Origin of the sequence: Ideonella dechloratans (assembly GCF_021049305.1) — a bacterium.
Lineage (GTDB): Bacteria > Pseudomonadota > Gammaproteobacteria > Burkholderiales > Burkholderiaceae_C > Ideonella > Ideonella dechloratans.
Genome location: NZ_CP088081.1, coordinates 3212987 through 3230866, shown reverse-complemented (window position 1 = coordinate 3230866; position 17880 = coordinate 3212987). Strand labels below are relative to the sequence as shown.

The 17880-nt window shown below is 68.4% G+C and carries 16 protein-coding genes; 14 read left to right on the top strand and 2 right to left on the bottom strand.

What is annotated here, in order from left to right:
- The first annotated feature begins 162 nt into the window (after positions 1-162).
- The 12 genes from LRM40_RS14965 (at position 163) to sfnG (ending at position 14132) form a co-directional block, all read left to right on the top strand.
- Complete coding sequence (locus LRM40_RS14965; protein WP_151123963.1) at positions 163-1410, top strand: acyl-CoA dehydrogenase family protein; 1248 nt, start codon at positions 163-165, stop codon at positions 1408-1410.
- Positions 1411-1445: 35 nt separating this feature from the next.
- A complete protein-coding gene (locus LRM40_RS14960; RefSeq protein ID WP_151123964.1) occupies positions 1446-2708 on the top strand; it encodes an SfnB family sulfur acquisition oxidoreductase in 1263 nt (420 codons plus the stop codon).
- A gap of 16 nt (positions 2709-2724) precedes the next feature.
- A complete protein-coding gene (locus LRM40_RS14955; RefSeq protein WP_151123965.1) occupies positions 2725-4170 on the top strand; it encodes an LLM class flavin-dependent oxidoreductase in 1446 nt (481 codons plus the stop codon).
- A 15-nt stretch (positions 4171-4185) separates the two neighbouring features.
- The gene (locus tag LRM40_RS14950) at positions 4186-4944 is read left to right on the top strand and encodes an ABC transporter ATP-binding protein (protein ID WP_151123966.1); all 759 of its coding nucleotides are present in this window, start codon (positions 4186-4188) and stop codon (positions 4942-4944) included.
- 143 nt (positions 4945-5087) lie between these two features.
- Positions 5088-6188: a porin gene (locus tag LRM40_RS14945; RefSeq protein WP_151123967.1), complete on the top strand. Its 1101-nt coding sequence runs from the start codon at positions 5088-5090 to the stop codon at positions 6186-6188.
- 22 nt (positions 6189-6210) lie between these two features.
- On the top strand, positions 6211-7194 hold the full coding sequence (locus LRM40_RS14940) for an AMP-binding protein (RefSeq protein WP_170288863.1): 984 nt from the start codon (positions 6211-6213) through the stop codon (positions 7192-7194).
- Positions 7191-7964, top strand: a complete 774-nt coding sequence (locus LRM40_RS14935) for an ABC transporter ATP-binding protein (RefSeq protein WP_151123969.1) — start codon at positions 7191-7193, stop codon at positions 7962-7964. The genes LRM40_RS14940 and LRM40_RS14935 overlap by 4 nt, the downstream gene beginning before the upstream one ends.
- A gap of 10 nt (positions 7965-7974) precedes the next feature.
- Positions 7975-8856 (top strand): branched-chain amino acid ABC transporter permease, encoded by an 882-nt coding sequence (locus tag LRM40_RS14930; protein WP_151123970.1) that lies wholly within the window; start codon positions 7975-7977, stop codon positions 8854-8856.
- A 24-nt stretch (positions 8857-8880) separates the two neighbouring features.
- On the top strand, positions 8881-9948 hold the full coding sequence (locus LRM40_RS14925) for a branched-chain amino acid ABC transporter permease (RefSeq protein WP_151123971.1): 1068 nt from the start codon (positions 8881-8883) through the stop codon (positions 9946-9948).
- Between the two features lie 101 nt (positions 9949-10049).
- Entirely contained in the window at positions 10050-11393 is a 1344-nt protein-coding gene (locus LRM40_RS14920; RefSeq protein WP_151123972.1) for an ABC transporter substrate-binding protein, read from the top strand.
- A gap of 73 nt (positions 11394-11466) precedes the next feature.
- On the top strand, positions 11467-12816 hold the full coding sequence (locus tag LRM40_RS14915; RefSeq protein WP_151123973.1) for an ABC transporter substrate-binding protein: 1350 nt from the start codon (positions 11467-11469) through the stop codon (positions 12814-12816).
- A gap of 215 nt (positions 12817-13031) precedes the next feature.
- Positions 13032-14132 (top strand): dimethylsulfone monooxygenase SfnG, encoded by a 1101-nt coding sequence (sfnG, locus tag LRM40_RS14910; RefSeq protein ID WP_151123974.1) that lies wholly within the window; start codon positions 13032-13034, stop codon positions 14130-14132.
- Between the two features lie 54 nt (positions 14133-14186).
- Here the strand turns inward: sfnG and LRM40_RS14905 are convergent, their stop codons facing one another.
- Together LRM40_RS14905 and metK are read right to left on the bottom strand one after the other, a co-directional pair.
- Positions 14187-14570, bottom strand: a complete 384-nt coding sequence (locus LRM40_RS14905) for a hypothetical protein (RefSeq protein ID WP_151123975.1) — start codon at positions 14568-14570, stop codon at positions 14187-14189.
- 160 nt (positions 14571-14730) lie between these two features.
- Complete coding sequence (metK, locus tag LRM40_RS14900) at positions 14731-15918, bottom strand: methionine adenosyltransferase (RefSeq protein ID WP_151123976.1); 1188 nt, start codon at positions 15916-15918, stop codon at positions 14731-14733.
- A gap of 191 nt (positions 15919-16109) precedes the next feature.
- Between metK and LRM40_RS14895 the strand changes: the two genes are divergently transcribed.
- Positions 16110-16979: a lysophospholipid acyltransferase family protein gene (locus LRM40_RS14895; protein ID WP_151123977.1), complete on the top strand. Its 870-nt coding sequence runs from the start codon at positions 16110-16112 to the stop codon at positions 16977-16979.
- Positions 16976-17866 (top strand): lysophospholipid acyltransferase family protein, encoded by an 891-nt coding sequence (locus LRM40_RS14890; protein WP_151123978.1) that lies wholly within the window; start codon positions 16976-16978, stop codon positions 17864-17866. The genes LRM40_RS14895 and LRM40_RS14890 overlap by 4 nt, the downstream gene beginning before the upstream one ends.
- Positions 17867-17880 lie beyond the last annotated feature (14 nt).

The window sequence follows — 17880 nt, the reverse complement described above, 5'->3', positions numbered from 1 at the left end:
GCGCTGGCAGGCGCTGCTGCTGGTGCAGCAGCACTGGAGCAGGCCCGTTGCGACACCAGCAGCACAGATCCAGGCGTTTTCCCTAAGTGCTTGATTTGGAAGGGTGTCGCGACTGGCACGTCTTCTGCGTTGCAGAGCTTGTTCTCAACCCAGGAGCCTTGCATGTCCCAGCGCGATCTCGTGCCTGCCTTGTCCGCCGGAGCCGACTACGAACAACTGGCGGCCCGCTTCCGACCCATCTTCGAGCGGATCGCGCAAGGGGCGGTCGAGCGTGAGCGCACGCGCGAACTGCCGCGCGAGGCCATTGGCTGGCTCAAGGCCGCGGGATTCGGGGCCATACGGGTTACGGTATCCCATGGCGGCGCCGGTGCCTCCCTGCCTCAACTGTTCGAGTTGCTGACCGAGCTGGCCGCCGCCGACTCCAATCTGCCGCAGGCGCTGCGTGGCCACTTCGCCTTCGTCGAGGACCGGCTCAACGCGCCAGCCGGACCCCAGCAGGACCTGTGGTTCCGCCGCTTCGTGGCCGGCGAGACCGTCGGCAACGCCTGGACCGAAGTGGGCAACGTGACCATCGGCGAGGTCATCACCCGCGTGCGCCCTCACGAGGGGCGCTGGCTGCTGTCGGGCCACAAGTACTACAGCACCGGCAGCATCTTTGCCGACTGGATCGATGTCTTTGCCCGCCGCGACGACACCGGTGGCAATGTGATCGCCGCAGTGCGCGCCCACCAGCCTGGGGTGCATCTGCAGGACGATTGGGACGGCTTCGGCCAACGCACCACCGGCAGCGGCACCACCGTGTTCGAAGACGCGGTGGTGGAGGCCGAGAACGTGATCGACTTCGCCACCCGCTTCAAGTACCAGACGGCCTTCTACCAACTGGTTCACCTGGCCACCCTGGCGGGCATTGCACGTGCCGCAGAGCGTGATGCCGCGACCCAGGTGGCGGCGCGCCGGCGCATCTACAGCACTGGCAACGCGCCCCTGGTCCGCCAGGATCCGCAGATCCAGCAGGTGGTCGGGCAGATCTCGGCCCAGGCCTACGCCGCCACGGCCGTGACCCAGCGCGTGGCCCAGGCGGCGCAAGCCGCCTACGAGGCTCACTTCGCGGGCGACGAGGCGCTGGAGAAGCGCGCCAACATCGCGGCCGAGATCGAGTCCGCGCAGGGGCAGCTGGTGGTGTCCGAGCTGGCCCTGCGCGCCAGCAGCGACCTGTTCAACGCGCTGGGCGCCTCGTCGGCCAGTGCCGCCCTGGCGCTGGATCGCCACTGGCGCAACGCCCGCACCGTCTCGTCCCACAACCCGCTGGTCTACAAGGCCCGCATCGTCGGCGACTGGGCCATCAATGGCACCGAGCCGCCCTATGTCTGGCAGATCGGCGCCAGTCCCGCGGCGCCGGCCACCGCCTGAACCTCATTTCCCACCCCCATCCGCCTGTCCGCACCATGAGCACCGAGACCCTGTCCCCCGTCGAAGACCGTCCCCGCGTCAATACCGGCGCACCGTTCGCGGCCCTGTTGCGCCCGGCCGAGCCGGCCCACATCATCCACAGCGATGCCGAAGCCATCGCGATCGCCCGCCGGCTGGCCGGCGAATTCGCCACCGAATCCTCGCTGCGCGACCGTGAGGGCTACCTGCCCATCGCCGAGGTCAACGCCTACTCGCAGAGCGGCCTGTGGGGCATCACCGTGCCCAAGGCCTACGGCGGCGCCGGGGTGTCCTACGCCACGCTGGCCGAGGTGATCCGCATCCTGGCCGAAGGCGACTCCAGCATCGCGCAGATCACCCAGAACCACCTGGCGTTGGTGGCCCACATCGAGCTGGACGGCACCGAGGCCCAGAAGAAGGAGTTGTTCGGCCTGGTCCTGCAAGGCACCCGCTTCGGCAATGCCTTCTCGGAGAAGGGCAGCAAGAACGTGGCGGCCTTCGAGACCAAGCTGCAGCTCGAAGGCGACCACGCGGTGGTCAACGGGCAGAAGTTCTACACCACCGGCGCGCTGCTGGCCCACATCGTGCCCATCGTCGCGGTGGACGACCAGGGCAAGGGCTGGCTGGCCTTTGCCGACCGTGCTGCGCCGGGCCTGACCGTGGTCAACGACTGGTCCGCCTTCGGCCAGCGGACCACGGCTTCCGGTTCCATCCGCATCGAGAACGTGAAGGTGCCGCTGAACCGCCTGGTGCCGGTGGCGGCCTTCGACCGCCCCACAGCGGCGGGTCCCATCTCGCAGATCATCCAGGCGGCCATCGATGCCGGCATCGCCGCCGCCGCCATCGCCGAGACGGTGGCCTTCGTCCGAACTCGCAGCCGCCCCTGGATCGACAGCGGCAAGGAAGCGGCCTCGGAGGATCCGTTCACCGTGAGCGCGGTGGGCGAGCTGGTGATCCGCCTGCATGCCGCTGAGGCACTGCTGGAGCGGGCCGGCCGGGCGATCGATCGCGCCCTGGCCGAGCCGAGCGAAGACAACGTGACCGTCGCCACCCTGGTCACCAGCGAAGCCAAGGTGCTGACCACCGAGATCGCGATCGCCGCCACCAACAAGCTCTTCGAGCTGTCCGGCACGCGATCCACCCTGCAGGAGCACAACCTGGACCGGCACTGGCGCAATGCCCGCACCCACACGCTGCACGACCCGGTGCGCTGGAAGTATTTCCACGTCGGCAACTACCACCTCAATGGGGTGACCCCGCCGCGGCACCCGTGGAACTGAGGATGGAGCACGCAGCATGAGCAAGACCATCCACTTCAACGCCTTCGAAATGAACTGCGTGGGCCACCAGTCCCCGGGGCTGTGGACCCACCCGCGCGACCGCTCCTGGCAGTACAAGGACCTGGAATACTGGACCGACCTGGCCAAGATCCTCGAGCGGGGCATCTTCGACGGCGTCTTCATCGCCGACGTGATCGGCTACTACGACGTCTACAAGGGCGACAACTTCCATGCCTTGCACCAGGGGGTTCAGATCCCGGTGAGCGACCCGCTGCAGCTGGCAGCGCCGATCGCGTTGGCGACGGAGCACCTGGGCATCGGCATCACGGCGTCGACCTCTTTCGAGCATCCCTACACCTTCGCCCGCCGACTCTCCACGCTGGACCACCACACCCGCGGCCGCGTGGGCTGGAACATCGTCACCTCCTACCTGGAAAGCGGCGCCAAGAACATCGGCCAGGGCGGGCTGCGACGCCATGACAACCGCTACGAGGTGGCCAACGAGTACATCGAAGTCATCTACAAGCTGCTCGAGGGCAGCTGGGAGGACGATGCGGTGGTGCGCGACCGCGCGCGCCGCATCTTTGCCCATCCGGAGAAGATCCACGAGATCGGGCACAAGGGCAAGTACTTCGATGTGCCGGGCTACCACCTGTGCGAGCCTTCTCCTCAACGTACGCCGGTGCTCTACCAGGCCGGGTCCTCCGGCGCGGGCAAGGCCTTCGCGGCGCAGCACGCCGAGTGCGTGTTCATTTCCTCGCCGCTGAAGTCCGCCGTGCGGGACTACGTGAAGGAGATCCGCCGCCAGGCCGCCGAAGCGGGTCGCGATCCCCGCAAGGTGCTGGTCTACAACCTGGTGACGATCATCGTCGACGAGACCGACGCCAAGGCGCAGGCCAAGTTCGAGGAGTACCAGAAGCACGCCTCCTACGATGGCGCGCTGGTGCTGCTCTCGGGCTGGAGCGGCATCGACTTCGGCCAGTACGCGCCCACCGACCTCGTGCGCAAGGTGGAGACCAATGCCATCGTCTCGGTGGTCGAGCACCTGACCAACGGCGACAAGGACTGGTCGATCGATGAACTGGCCCGCTGGGCCGGCATCGGTGGACTGGGGCCCGTTTTCGTGGGCTCGGCGGCCACCGTGGCCGACATCCTGCAGCAATGGGTGGAGGAAACCGACGTGGACGGCTTCAACCTGGCCTATGCCGTGGCCCACGAAACCTTCGAGGATGTGGTGGGTCACCTGGTGCCGGAGCTGCAGAAGCGCGGCGTCTACCCCAGCGCCTACCGCCCGGGCACGCTGCGGGAGAAGCTTTTCGGCGAAGGGGCCCGTCTGCCCGAGACCCACCCCGCGGCACGCTTCCGCGACATCGAGGCGGTCAAGGCCGAGGAGGCCGCGGCCTTTGCGGCGGCGCAAGCGGTGTCTGCCGTGGCTCAGCCGGCTGTTCCGGCCGCGACCTGAGAGAGGAGAGGGCCGATGTCTGCAGAACATCCCGTGCTCGAGGTCCGGCAGATCGAGGTGCTGTACGGCCAGGCCATCCTGGCGGTGCAGGAGGTGTCCCTGACCGTGGGCGAGGGACAGATCGTGGCCTTGCTGGGCGCCAACGGCGCAGGCAAGAGCACCACCTTGAAAGCCATCTCCGCCCTGGTGGGGGCGGAGCGCGGCCAGGTCACCGCCGGCCAGATCCTCTACCAGGGCCGGGACATCACCCACGCCGCGCCCGACCAGCTGGTGCGCGAGGGGCTGGTCCAGGTGCTGGAGGGCCGCCACTGCTTCAGCCACCTCACCGTCGAGGAGAACCTGCTCACCGGCGGCTTCGTGCATCGCCCCAGCCGAGCTGCCTTGCGGGCCGACCTGGAACGCATCTACCACTACTTCCCCCGACTCCAGGAACGGCGACGGACCGCAGCTGGCTACACCTCGGGGGGCGAGCAGCAGATGGTGGCCATCGGCCGAGCCCTGATGGCCCGGCCCCGGCTGGTGCTGCTGGACGAACCCTCGATGGGGCTGGCGCCCAAGGTCGTCGACGAGATCTTCGAGATCGTCGGCCGCCTCAACGCCGAGCAGGGCGTGAGCTTCCTGGTGGCCGAACAGAACGCCAATGTCGCCTTGCGTCACGCCCACCATGCCTGTGTGCTCGAGAACGGGCGGCTGGCGGCCGAGGGCAGTGCGCAGGCGCTGGCGGCCCGCGACGACATCCACGAGCTTTACCTGGGGGCCGCCTTCAGCCTCTGAGCCGCAGGCCCGCGCTGCGGGCCCTGACTTCCTTTCCCAAACCACAACGGGCAGGTCCGATGGACGCTGCGGTGGGCACCGCCTTGCCCGCGCATGGCCACGGCACGCCCGAACGATTCATTTCCTTCCAACCAATCCGACCCATGAAGAAGCTTTCCTTGTCCACCCTGGCCGCCTTGGGCCTCTTGACCCCCCTGCTGGGCCTGGCCCAGTCCCAGCCCGATTCCCAGGTGTCGATCTTCGGCACGGTGGATGTGGGCTACCGCTGGCGCGGCGACAACGTCGACCCCAGCCGCAAGCACGACTCGGCCATCGACTCCGGCCTCAGCACCCCCTCGCGCCTGGGCTTCCAGGGCCAGGAGGATCTGGGTGGGGGACTGCGGGCCGGCTTCCTGTTCGAGTCGGGCTTTGGCGCCGACACGGGCACCGTGGCCGGCGGTGGCTTCTGGAGTCGGCAGGCCTATGTCAGCCTGACCCAGAGGCAGCTGGGCACGCTCTCGCTGGGTCGCCAGTACACGCCGGGCTACCTGTTCGAATCCACCGTCGACCCCTTCGGCAGCGTCACGGTCGGTCAGTACAACAACGTCTATCTGACCGAGTACCGCTGGGACAACCAGGTCGCCTATGTTTCGCCCACGCTCCACGGCGTGACGGTGGCGGCCAGCCTTGCGGCCAACGGCTACGGCCAGGAGGCCTCTGGCCGCAATGTGCGCGTCGCTTCGCTGCTGCCGCAGTACCAGAACGGTCCGCTGTTCGTCGGCCTGCATCTGCAGCAACTGCATTCCTCCCTCGCAGGCGCCACCCATGGCAAGAACGTCAACGTGTGGGACGTGGGTGGCACCTACGACTTCGGTGTGCTGAAGCTGGCGGCCCTGGTGGGCGGGCGCCAGGCCAGTGCGGGTGACTTCAGCCCCGACACAGGGGCCACCGAGGCCGAACGCACGCGGCAATGGCTGCTGGGGGCCACCGTGCCCCTGTCGGCGGCCGACGCGCTGCGCGTGAGCTATGCCCACCGGGCCTCGCGTCCGCTGGACGGGGGCGAGCAGGCTGTGGCGGGCCAGTGGGCGCTGGGGCTGGAGCACGCCCTGTCCAAGCGGACGGCGGTGTATGCCGTCTTCGCGGATGTGCAGAACAACGCCGCGGCCAAGGCGTCCACCACGCTCGCCTCCTTTGTCGGTGCCGGTTACAACGCCGGCAACGGTTACCAGCGCGGCTTTGGCGCCGGCCTGCGCCACAACTTCTGATTCCCCGGGCGAGGACCTCTCCATGACCGACCCCACGCACGCATCGGCCGCCGAACCGATTCCCCACAACGCGCAGGATGCCCTGCCAGAAGACGCCTGGCAGCGGCTGGACCACTGGGCCCAGCGCCATCCCCAGGCACTGGCCCTGCGCCACAAGCGGCGCGGGCGCTGGGTGGCCTGGCCCTGGGCGCAGGTGCACCGCACCGCCGACCTGCTGCGCATCGGGCTGGCGCGTGAGGGCCTGGGGCCGCAGGCAAGGCTGGCCGTCTGCGGGGCGTTCGAGCCGCGCTTGCTGTTGCTGGTGCTGGCTGCCCGGGCCGCCGGAGCGCAGGTGCTGAGCCTGCCCCGCGGACTGGGCGAGGCCGAACTGGCGGCTTGGCAGGACCGCAGGCGGCCCACCCACGTCTATCTGCAGTCTCGCGATGAATTGGTGCGCTGGTTGCGCCTGCAGGGGCGGCAGTCCGAGGACGCGGTCCAGCTCATCAGCCCCCAGCCGGTGCCCAAGGGCCAGGACGCTGCCGCCTGGCTGCACCTGCGCGACCTGTTGGGAGAGGTGCCGCCCCAGGTGCAGCGCCACGCCTGGCACCGCGCCCAGCGGGCCGCGGCCACCTGGTGCGAAGAGGGCACCGAATGGTCTGAGGGCCTGGCGCTGGTGGTCGGCCATTGGCTGCGCACTGGCGAGGGTCTGGCCTTTCCGGAGGACACCGCCGCCGCCGCACGCGACCGGCGCGACGCCGTGCCGTCCCGTCTGCTGTTGTCGGCGCAGCGTGCCCAGCAGCTGTCCGACGAGATCGAGCAGCGTCTGCCGGTCGCGGGCAGCTGGCGCCGTCGCTGGGTCGACGGGGCGCTCTCGGCCTCGCCCGTGTCGGGTGGCTCGCGCTGGGACCGGTGGCTGCGCGTTCAGCTGCAGCGCCGCCTGGGCCTGCATCGCCTGCAGGAGGTCGTCGTTCCGTCCAGCGCAGCGGAGCTGCCCGAGCGTTTGCGCAGTCTCGTGGAGGCTGCATGAGCGCGGCGCCCCTGCTGGCGGTGCGCGGCATCTCGCTGTCCTTCAAGGGCGTGCGGGCGATCACCGACCTGTCCTTCGACGTGCGCGCCGGTGAGATCTGCGCCCTGATCGGCCCGAACGGGGCGGGCAAGAGTTCGCTGCTCAACATCCTCAACGGCGTCTACCGGGCTGATGCCGGAGAACTGGTGTTCGACGGCGCCGGCTTTACCCGCGTGCACCCGCTGGAGGCGGCCCGCCGCGGCATCGGCCGCACCTTCCAGAACAACGCACTGTTCAAGAAGATGAGTGTGGCGGACAACATCTCCACCGGCCTGTCGCGCTTTGCCCGCAGCACGCTGGTGGAGCAGGCGCTGGGCCTGCCGCGGGCCCGGCGCGAGGCGGCGGCCTTCCAGGCCCAGGTCGAAAACGTGCTGGAGTTCCTGGAGCTGCAGCCCTACCGCGACGTGGCCGTGGGCCAGCTGCCCTACGGCCTGCAGAAGCGGGTGGAGCTGGGGCGAGCCGTGATCGCGGGGCCGCGTCTGCTGCTGCTGGACGAGCCGATGGCCGGCATGAACGACGCCGAGAAGCGCGACATGAGTCGCTTCATCGCCGACATCAACCGCGACCTCGGCGCCACGGTGGTGCTGATCGAACACGACATCGGTGTGGTGATGTCCCTGTGCCACCACGTGGTGGTGCTGGACTACGGCCGCAAGGTGGGCGATGGCACGCCGGCCGAGGTGCAGCGCAACCCCGAGGTCATCGCCGCCTACCTGGGCACCGTGCACTGAGGAGACCGGCATGGAATTCTTCATCGAAACCCTGGTCGGCGGCCTGCTGGCCGGCACCATGTACTCGCTGGTGGCCATCGGCTTTGTGCTGATCTACAAGGCCAGCGGTGTCTTCAACTTCGCCCAGGGCGCCATGCTGCTGTTCTCGGCGCTGACTTTCGTCACGCTGCACGAGAAGGGGTTGGGCTTTCTGCCGGCCCTGCTGCTCACCGCCGCGGTGATGGCGCTGGGCGCCGTGCTGATCGAGCGCTGGGTGCTGCGGCCCCTGGTCAACCGCTCGCAGATCACGCTGTTCATGGCCACGCTGGGCCTGAGCTTCATCCTGGAGGGCCTGGCCCAGGGGCTGATGGGCGCCGAGGTCCGGGCGCTGGACTTGGGCATCGAGGACACGCCGCTGGAACTGGGCGGGGTGCTGCTGAGCCGCTTCGACCTGGTGGCGGCCGCCACGGCCGGGGTGCTCGTGGCCGTGCTGGCCCTGCTGTTCAACCGCACCCGCATTGGCATCTCCTTGCGGGCGGTGGCGGACGACACCCAGGCGGCGCTGTCCATCGGCATCCACCTGCACCGCATCTGGCAGATCGTCTGGGCGGTGGCGGGCTGGGTCGGGCTGGTCGCCGGTCTGCTGTGGGGGGCCCGCCAGGGCGTGCAGTTCTCGCTCTCGCTGGTGGTGCTCAAGGCCTTGCCGGTGCTGATCATCGGCGGCTTCACCTCCATCGGCGGCGCCATCGCGGGGGGCCTGATCGTGGGCGCCAGCGAGAACCTGGCCGAGGTCTACCTGGGGCCCTCGATCGGCGGTGGCATCACGCCCTGGTTTGCCTACTTCCTGGCCTTGGCCTTTCTCTACATCCGTCCCGCGGGCCTGTTTGGCGAGCGGGCCATCGAACGTGTCTGAACCCCAGGTCCTGCATTGCCTGCCATGAGTGCTTCCCTGCATGTGTTTCCCTCGCCGCCGCTGGTGGCACCTGTCGAGCTGGTGGTCTCACGCCGCCGCCACGCCTGGGTCTGGCTGGGGCTGGCCCTGGTCCTGGCGAGCCTGCCCTGGTGGGTCTCGACCTACTGGATCAACGCCATCCTGATCCCGACCCTGGTGCTGTCGCTGGCGGGGCTGGGCCTGAACCTGCTCACCGGCTACACCGGTCAGACCTCGGTGGGGGCCGCCGGCTTCATGGCGGTGGGGGCCTTCGCCACCTACGGCCTCCTGCTGCGTGTGCCGCCTCTGCCACTGCCCCTGGCCCTGCTGGGGGGCGGTGTGATCGCCGCAGGCGTGGGCTGGTTGTTCGGCCTGCCCAGCGGCCGCATCAAGGGCTTCTATCTGATGGTGACGACCCTGGCCTCGCAGTTCTTCCTGGAATGGCTGTTCGTCAAGTTCCCCTGGTTCTACAACAACGCATCCTCGGGCACCATCTCAGCCCCGCGCCTGCAGTGGGGCGGTTGGGATCTGTCCGGGCCGGGCGGCCGCTACGGCCTGACCCTGGCCTGCGTGGCGCTGCTGACCTGGGCTGCCGCCAACCTGGTGCGCAGCCAGACCGGCCGCAACTGGATGGCGGTGCGCGACATGGACACGGCCGCCGCGGTGATCGGCATCCCGGTGGAGCGGGTCAAGCGGCAGGCCTTCGCGGTCAGCTCCTTCTACCTGGGCATTGCCGGCGCGCTGTGGGCCTTCGCCTACCTGGGCACGGCGAGCGCCAGCAGCTTCGACATCAACCGCTCGTTCCAGATCCTCTTCATCATCATCATCGGGGGCATGGGCAGCCTGGCGGGCAACTTCATCGGCGCCGCCTTCATCAGCCTGTTGCCCATCGCACTGAGCGCCGCGGGGCAGTGGCTGCTGGGCGGGGCGGTCGACCCCGGCCAGATCCAGAACCTGCAGAAGATTCTTTTCGGGGTGTTGATCATCGGCTTCCTGATCAGGGAGCCGGATGGCCTGGCACGGCTGCTGACCCTGTGGCGAGAGAGGCTCGCCGTGTGGCCCTTGCGGTTCTGAGGCGGGTTCGGACCACCGCGATCACCACCCCTCTTTTCTTGTCCGTCCCGGGCCGCGTGGCCGGTCCGGTGTCCCTTTCTTTGTCTGGAGTTTTGTCACCCATGTCCATTTCTGTCCGATGGGGTCGCCATGCAGCGGCGCTGTTTGCCGCGGCGGTGTTGTTCTTGATGGGGCGGCCCACGCAGGCCGCGCCCGGCGAGCAGTTCGTGCCCCTGGCCACCTACCGCGTGGGCGCCTACGCGTCCAGCGGGATCCCGGTCTGGGCCGGCATCATCGACTACCTGCGCTACATCAACGAGGTGGAAGGCGGCATCAACGGCGTCAAGCTGGTCTGGCAGGAGTGCGAGACCGAATGGACGGCCGAGAAGGGCATCGAGTGCTACGAGCGCTTCAAGAACGGCCTCAACGGTGCGCCGGTCGGGCCCTATCTGCCCAATGGCGCACCGGCCGCCTATGCCCTGTCCGACAAGGCCACGGCCGACAAGATTCCGCTGATCACGCTGGGCTACGGTCGCACCGAGGCCACCGATGGCAGTGTCTTCCCCTACAACTTTCCGCTGATGCTGACCTTCTACAGCGAGGCCTCGGTTTTCATCAACTACGTGGCGCAGAAGGAAGGCGGCTTCGACAAGCTCAAGGGCAAGAAGATCGCCACCGTCTACCACGACTCGGCCTATGGGCGGGAGACGCAAGGTCCGCTGGCCTTGCTGGCCAAGAAGTACGGCTTCGAGAACATCCAGATCCCGGTGGCCGATCCGGGCAATGAACAGTCGGCCCAGTGGCGCCAGGTGCGCCAGGCCAGGCCGGATTGGGTCTTCCTGCGCACCTGGGGTGTCTCGACTCCGGTGGCGATCAAGACGGCCGCGCGCTTTGGCTATCCCGTCAACCGCATCGTCGGTGACATCTGGGCCAGCTCCAACGAAGACGTGCTGCCCACTGGCGAGGCCGGCAAGGGCTATCTGGCGCTCACGCCCTATCCCGGCGGGGCCGACTTCGACATCCATCACCGCCTGAAGAAGCACATCCTGGACGCCGGCAAGAGCGATCTGAAGGACCCCAAGAGCTTCGGCAGCGTCTACTACAACTCGGGCCTCATCGACGGTGCCATCGTGGTGGAGGCGCTGCGCGCCGGGCAGAAGAAGTTCGGCCAGCGTCCGCTCAGCGGTGACGAGGCGCGCTGGGGCCTGGAGCATCTGCAGCTGGACGACGCGCGCCTGCGCCAGATCGGTTTCTACGGCCTGATGCAGCGCCTGTCGCTGTCCTGCTCCGACCACGAGGGCGGCGGTGCCGCCCGTGTGCAGCAATGGGATGGCCGGCAATGGAACCTGGTGACCGACTGGGTGCAGGCCGACCGCGCCACGCTGCGCCCGCTGATCGATGCCAAGGCCGCGGCCTATGCCAAGGAAAAAGGCATCACGCCACGCGACTGCCGCAAGGACAGCTGATCCCCGTCATCGCCTTTCCCGTGTCCCTCCCGACCCGCTTCTCCCACTCCAAGACCTTCCAGAGAGTTTCACCATGACTGTTTCCTTCCGTCCCGCCCGGCGTGTGCTGGGCCTGACCCTGCTGGCGCTGGCAGGCCTGGGCGCTGCCAGTGCCCCGGCCCTCGCGGCCCCCAACGAGCAATTCGTGCCGCTGCCCACCTACCGGGTCGGGCCGTACGCCTCCAGCGGCACGCTGTGGTGGGCGGGCATCCTCGACTACTTCCGCTACATCAACGAGGTGGAGGGGGGCATCAACGGCGTCAAGCTGGTCTGGCAGGAATGCGAGACCGAGTGGTCCACCGACCGCATCGTCGAGTGCTACGAGCGCTTCAAGAACGGCCGGGATGGCGCGCCCACGGCCTTCTTCTTCACCCACAGCACCCCGGCGTCCTACGCCCTGATGGACAAAGGCGCGGCGGACCACATCCCCCTGATCGACCCGGCCGGTGGCCGCACCGAGTCGACCGATGGCGGTGTCTTCCCCTACGCCTTCCCACTGCTGCTGAACTACTACAGCCAGGCTTCGGTGGGCATCAACTTCATCGCCCAGCGCGAGGGCGGCTTCGACAAGCTCAAGGGCAAGAAGATCGCCACTGTCTACCACGACTCGGCCTATGGGCGGGAAACCCAGGCGGCCATCGCGCTGCTGGCCAAGAAGTACGGTTTCGAGAACATCCAGATCCCGGTGGCCGACCCGGGCAATGAGCAGTCCGCGCAATGGCGCCAGGTGCGCCAGGCCAAGCCGGACTGGATCTTCCTGCGCACCTGGGGCGTCTCGACCCCGGTGGCGATCAAGACGGCCGCGCGTTTCGGCTTCCCGGTGGACCACATCATCGGCGACGTCTGGGCCGGCTCCGAAGCCGACGTGCTGCCAGCCGGGGCCGCCGCCAAGGGCTACAAGGCGATTGCGCCCTTCCCGGGCGGGGCGCAGTTCGAGATCCACAAGCGGCTCAAGAAGGCCATCCTCGACGCCGGCAAGAGCGACCTGAAGGATCCCAAGTTCTTCGGCAGCGTGTACTACAACATCGGCCTCATCAATGCCGCCACGGCGGTGGAGGCCCTGCGCACGGGCCAGCAGAAGTTCGGCAACCGGCCGCTCAACGGCGAAGAGGGCCGCTGGGCCTTCGAGCACCTGGACATCACCGACGCCCGCCTCAAGGAGATCGGCTTCTACGGCCTGCTGCAGAAGATCAAGCTCTCCTGCAACGAGCACGAAGGGGGCGGTGCGGCGCGCCTGCAGGAATGGGATGGCAGCAAGTGGGTGCAGATCACCGACTGGGTGCAGGCCGACCGGCCCACGCTGCGCCCGCTGATCGACCAGAAGGCCGCGGCCTACGCCAAGGAGAAGGGCATCACCCCGCGGGACTGCCGCAAGGCGGGTTGAGACCCGGCCTCCACGGGCTCCCCGGGGCTGTTGCGGGGCCAGCAGGGCCGCCCCCAGGCTGCTGCCCCGCCAGCAGTCCGGGGGCTCGCCGCAGCGCTAACTGCTTGATTCTTTTGGCTGACCCCCCGTGGCACAGGAGCTGCGAAAGGGCCTGCAGGCCGGATCCGCCGGTCGTCTGTCCACCCTCTCATTCCCACCTGCCACCTCCCAACACCATGAGCACCTCTCCCATCCAGTTTGCCTACTGGGTTCCCAATGTCAGCGGCGGCCTGGTCGTCAGCAAGATCGAGCAGCGGACTCATTGGGACATCGACTACAACCGCAAGCTCGCCCAGATCGCGGAAAGGGCCGGTTTTGCCTATGCCCTGAGCCAGATCCGCTTCACCGCTGGCTACGGCGCTGAATACCAGCACGAATCGGTGTCCTTCAGCCATGCGTTGCTGGCGGCCACCGAGCGGCTGAAGGTCATCGCGGCCGTGCTGCCCGGGCCTTGGAACCCGGCGCTGTTGGCCAAGCAGATCGCCACCATCGATCAGCTCACCGGGGGGCGCATCGCGGTGAACATCGTGTCGGGCTGGTTCAAGGGCGAGTTCACCGCCATTGGTGAACCCTGGTTGGAGCATGACGAGCGCTACCGCCGCTCCGAAGAGTTCATCCGTGCGCTCAAGGGCATCTGGACCACCGACGGCTTCAGCTTCGCCGGTGACTTCTACCGCTTCCGCGACTACACGCTGCGTCCCAAGCCGCTGCAGAAGCCCCACCCGGAGATCTTCCAGGGCGGCAGCTCCCGTGCGGCCCGCGACATGGCCGCGCGCGTGTCGGACTGGTACTTCACCAACGGCAACACGCCTGAGGGCATCCAGGCCCAGGTCGACGACATCCGTGCCAAGGCCGCCGTCTATGGCCACAAGGTGAAGATCGGCGTGAACGCCTTCATCATCGCCCGCGACACCGAGGCCGAGGCCCGGGCCGTGCTGCAGGAGATCATCGACAAGGCCGACCCCGAGGCGGTCAACGCCTTCGGCGATGCCGTCAAGCAGGCCGGCAAGGCCAGCCCGGAGGGCGAGGGCAACTGGGCCAAGTCCAGCTTCGAGGACCTGGTGCAGTACAACGACGGCTTCCGCACCAACCTGATCGGCACGCCCGAGCAGATCGCCGAGCGCATCGTCGCCCTCAAGGCGGTGGGGGTGGACCTGGTGCTGGCCGGCTTCCTGCATTTCCAGGAAGAAGTGGCCTATTTCGGCGAGAAGGTGCTGCCGCTGGTGCGGGCCCTGGAAGCCCGCGGCGAGACCATCCCCCAGGCCGTGACGGCCTGAACAGGCGCCTCTGAGATTCAGAAAGAGGCCGCAGGCCCGGCTGACCGCGGCCCGTCAGGCGGCGGGGAATCGGAAACCGGTCCTTTGTCCTGCGGTCTGCACGGGCTGGATCGAATCCATGCCCGGCCGCCTGCTGGCCGTGGTCGACGCCATCGGTTGCACGGTGATCTCGGGCAATGTCACCTGGGGCAACTCCGCCTCGCACCACGCCATCAAGGCATCCACCAAGCGCTGGCGGCCGGTCAGGCCGTACAGCACCAGGGCCTGCGGCACATGCCTGACCGTCAACTTCACGGTCCGTCCATCGGCGCTGGGCTGACAGCGGTACACACCCACGCTGCGCAGCGTGGCGGCGGCGGCGAACAGATCCCAGGCCTCCCGTGCCGAGCAGGGGTCGGCCTGGGCCAGCCAGGCGGAAGGGTCGGTGGTGGGGCGCATGATGCCTCCAGGGTTGCGGCAGGTGATGCCTGGAATTCGGTCATCCTGCCTCCGCTTGAAGGGTCCGCGGACGGCGCATGTGCTACCAGCTGTGTCCCCCGGGCATGAAAAAGGCCACCCGGAGGTGGCCTGCATGGGCAAGGCGGTGTGCAGCCGCTGCTTACAACCCGGCTGCGGCGCGCAGCGCTTGGGCCTTGTCGGTGCGCTCCCAAGTGAACTCGGGCTCCTCGCGGCCGAAGTGGCCGTAGGCGGCGGTCTTGGCGAAGATCGGGCGCTGCAGGTCCAGCATCTGGATGATGCCCTTCGGGCGCAGGTCGAACTGCTCGTTCACCAGGGCGGCGATCTTCTCGTCGGAGATCACGCCGGTGCCTTCGGTGTAGACCGTGATGTTGATCGGGCGGGCCACGCCGATGGCGTAGCTCACCTGGATCTGGCACTGGCGGGCCAGGCCGGCGGCCACGATGTTCTTGGCCACGTAGCGCGCGGCGTAGGCGGCCGAGCGGTCCACCTTGGTCGGATCCTTGCCCGAGAAGGCGCCACCGCCGTGCGGGCAGGCGCCGCCGTAGGTGTCCACGATGATCTTGCGGCCGGTCAGGCCGCAGTCGCCCTGCGGGCCGCCGATGACGAAGCGGCCGGTCGGGTTGATCAGGAACTTGGTGTCCTGCAGCCACTCGGCCGGCAGCACCGGCTTGATGATTTCCTCGATGCAGGCTTCGTAGAAGCTGGCCTTCATCTTGGTGGCGGTCTCGGACTGGTCCGGGCTGTGCTGGGTGGACAGCACCACGGTGTCGATGCTGTGGGGCTTGCCGTCCACGTAGCGCATCGTGATCTGGCTCTTGGCGTCCGGGCGCAGGAAGGGCAGGCGGCCGTCCTTGCGCAGCTGGGCCTGGCGCTCGACCACGCGGTGGGCGTAGTAGATCGGCGCGGGCATCAGCTCGGGCGTCTCGTCGCAGGCGTAGCCGAACATCAGGCCCTGGTCGCCGGCGCCGATGTTCAGGTAGTCGTCGCTGGCGCGGTCCACGCCCTGGGCGATGTCGGCGCTCTGCTTGTCGTAGGCCACCAGCACCGCGCAGCCCTTGTAGTCGATGCCGTACTCGGTGTTGTCGTAGCCGATGCGCTTGATGGTGTCGCGCGCGACCTGGATGTAGTCGACGTTGGTGCCTTCCTTGGCGGTGATCTCGCCGGCCAGCACCACCAGGCCCGTGTTGGTCAGCGTCTCGGCTGCGACACGGGCGTAGGGGTCCTGCGTCAGCAGGGCGTCCAGGATGGCATCGGAGATCTGGTCGGCGACCTTGTCGGGGTGGCCTTCCGAGACCGATTCGGAGGTGAAGAGATAATCGTTCGCCACTGTGGTTCTACTTTCGGTTGCGTGTCAAAGGAGCGTCGTCCAACTCGGCAACCCTGGGAGCGGCGAACGCTTTAGCGGCATTTGGTCAGACGATTCTGGAGAATCGGCTCTGCAGGCATCGGTGGAAGACCGTGCCAATCGCCCCGCAAGTTGTCCTGTTAACTCGGCGATGCCGGAATCTTAGCTGAAGCATGATGTTATTGCTGCGTTGGGTGGCGCATTGGCCCCTCGGGTTGGTGCAGTTCTGTGGGGCGGTCCTGGGCTGGATCGTCTGGGCGGCCTCGCCCAGCTACCGGCGCCGGCTGGCGGCCAATGCCCGGCAGGCGGGTCTCACGCCGGCCCAGGCCCGGGCCGCGGTGGCCCAGGCCGGTCGCATGTCGGCCGAGGTGCCCTGGCTGTGGTTCCGCACCGCCGACCGCCCGCTGGGCGCGCTGATCCAGTGGGACGGCGAGGAACTGGTCGAGCAGGCCATCCAGGCCGGCAAGGGCCTGCTGCTGCTCACGCCCCACCTGGGCGCCTTCGAGTTCGCCGCCCGCGGCTACGCCGAGCGTTACGGCCAGCGCCAGCCCATCACCGTGCTGTATCGCCCGGCCCGCCAGGCCATGCTGGCGCAGTGGCAGACCTACTCCCGCACGGCGCCGGGCATGCAGGCCGCGCCGGCCAATCTCTCGGGCGTGCGGCAGATGCTGCGGGCCCTGCGCAAGGGCGAAACGGTGGGGCTGCTGCCCGATCAGGTGCCGCCGGACGGGCAGGGCGTCTGGGTGCCGTACTTCGGCCGCACGGCCTACACCATGACGCTGGCGGCCCGCCTGGCCCAGCAGACCGGCTGCGCCGTGGTGCTGACCTGGTGCGAGCGCCTGCCGGGCGGGCAGGGCTTTGCCATCCATTACCGGCCGCTGCCCCAGCCCCTGCCCGACAGCGGCGAGGAGGCGTCGGCCGCCCTCGTCAACCAGGCCATGGAATGGGTCATCGGCCACTGCCCGGACCAGTACCTCTGGGGCTACAACCGCTACAAACAACCACGGCGCGTCGAGGCGAGCGCCGGAGAAGCCAAAGCATGATCAAGCGTTGGGGATCGCAGGCCATCGTCTTCCTGATGTGGCTGCTGCACTGGCTGCCGCTGCCGCTGCTGGCGGCCATCGGCGAGGGCGTGGGGGCGCTGCTGTGGCGCCTGGCCGGCTCGCGCCGCAAGGTGGTGCTCAAGAACCTGGCCCTGTGCTTTCCGGAGCTGGACGAGGCCGCCCGGCGGCGCCTGGCCCGCGAGCACTTCGGTGCCGTGGCGCGCGGCTTCCTGGAGCACAGTTACCTCTGGTTCGCCTCGGAGGAACGCCTGCTGCGCATGGTGCGCATCGAGGGCGACATCCACCTGGCCGAGCGCACCGGCCGGCCGGTGATGTGGCTGCTGCCGCATTTCGTGGGGCTGGACTACACCGCCCCGGCGCTGATGCTCAAGCAGAGCAAGCCGGCCATCACCATCTACCAGCGGCAGAGCAACGCCGTCTTCGACGAGGCCCTCCTCAAGGCCCGGGCCCGTTTCGGCCAGGCCCGGTTGTTCGATCGCCAGGCCGGCATCCGGCCGGTGCTGCGCGCCATCCAGAAGGAGGGTGCGGGCTTCGTCAACCTGCCGGACATGGATTTCGGCACCAAGGACGCGGCCTTCGTGCCCTTCTTCGGTGTGCCGGCCGCCACGCTGCTGGCGCCGGCGCGCATGGCCCAGTCCATGCACATGCTGGTGCAGCCCATCGTCGTGACCATGCTGCCGCGCGGACAGGGCTATGTGGTGCGCTTCTGCGAGGCGCCCGAGGGCTTCGACAACCCCGACCTGCCGCAGGCGGCTGCGGCCTTCAACCGCTGGTTGGAAGCCCGCATCCGCGAGCAGCCGGCCCAGTACTACTGGGTGCACCGCCGCTTCAAGACCCGGCCCGAGGGCGAGGCCAGGATCTACTGATTCCCCGCGGTGCC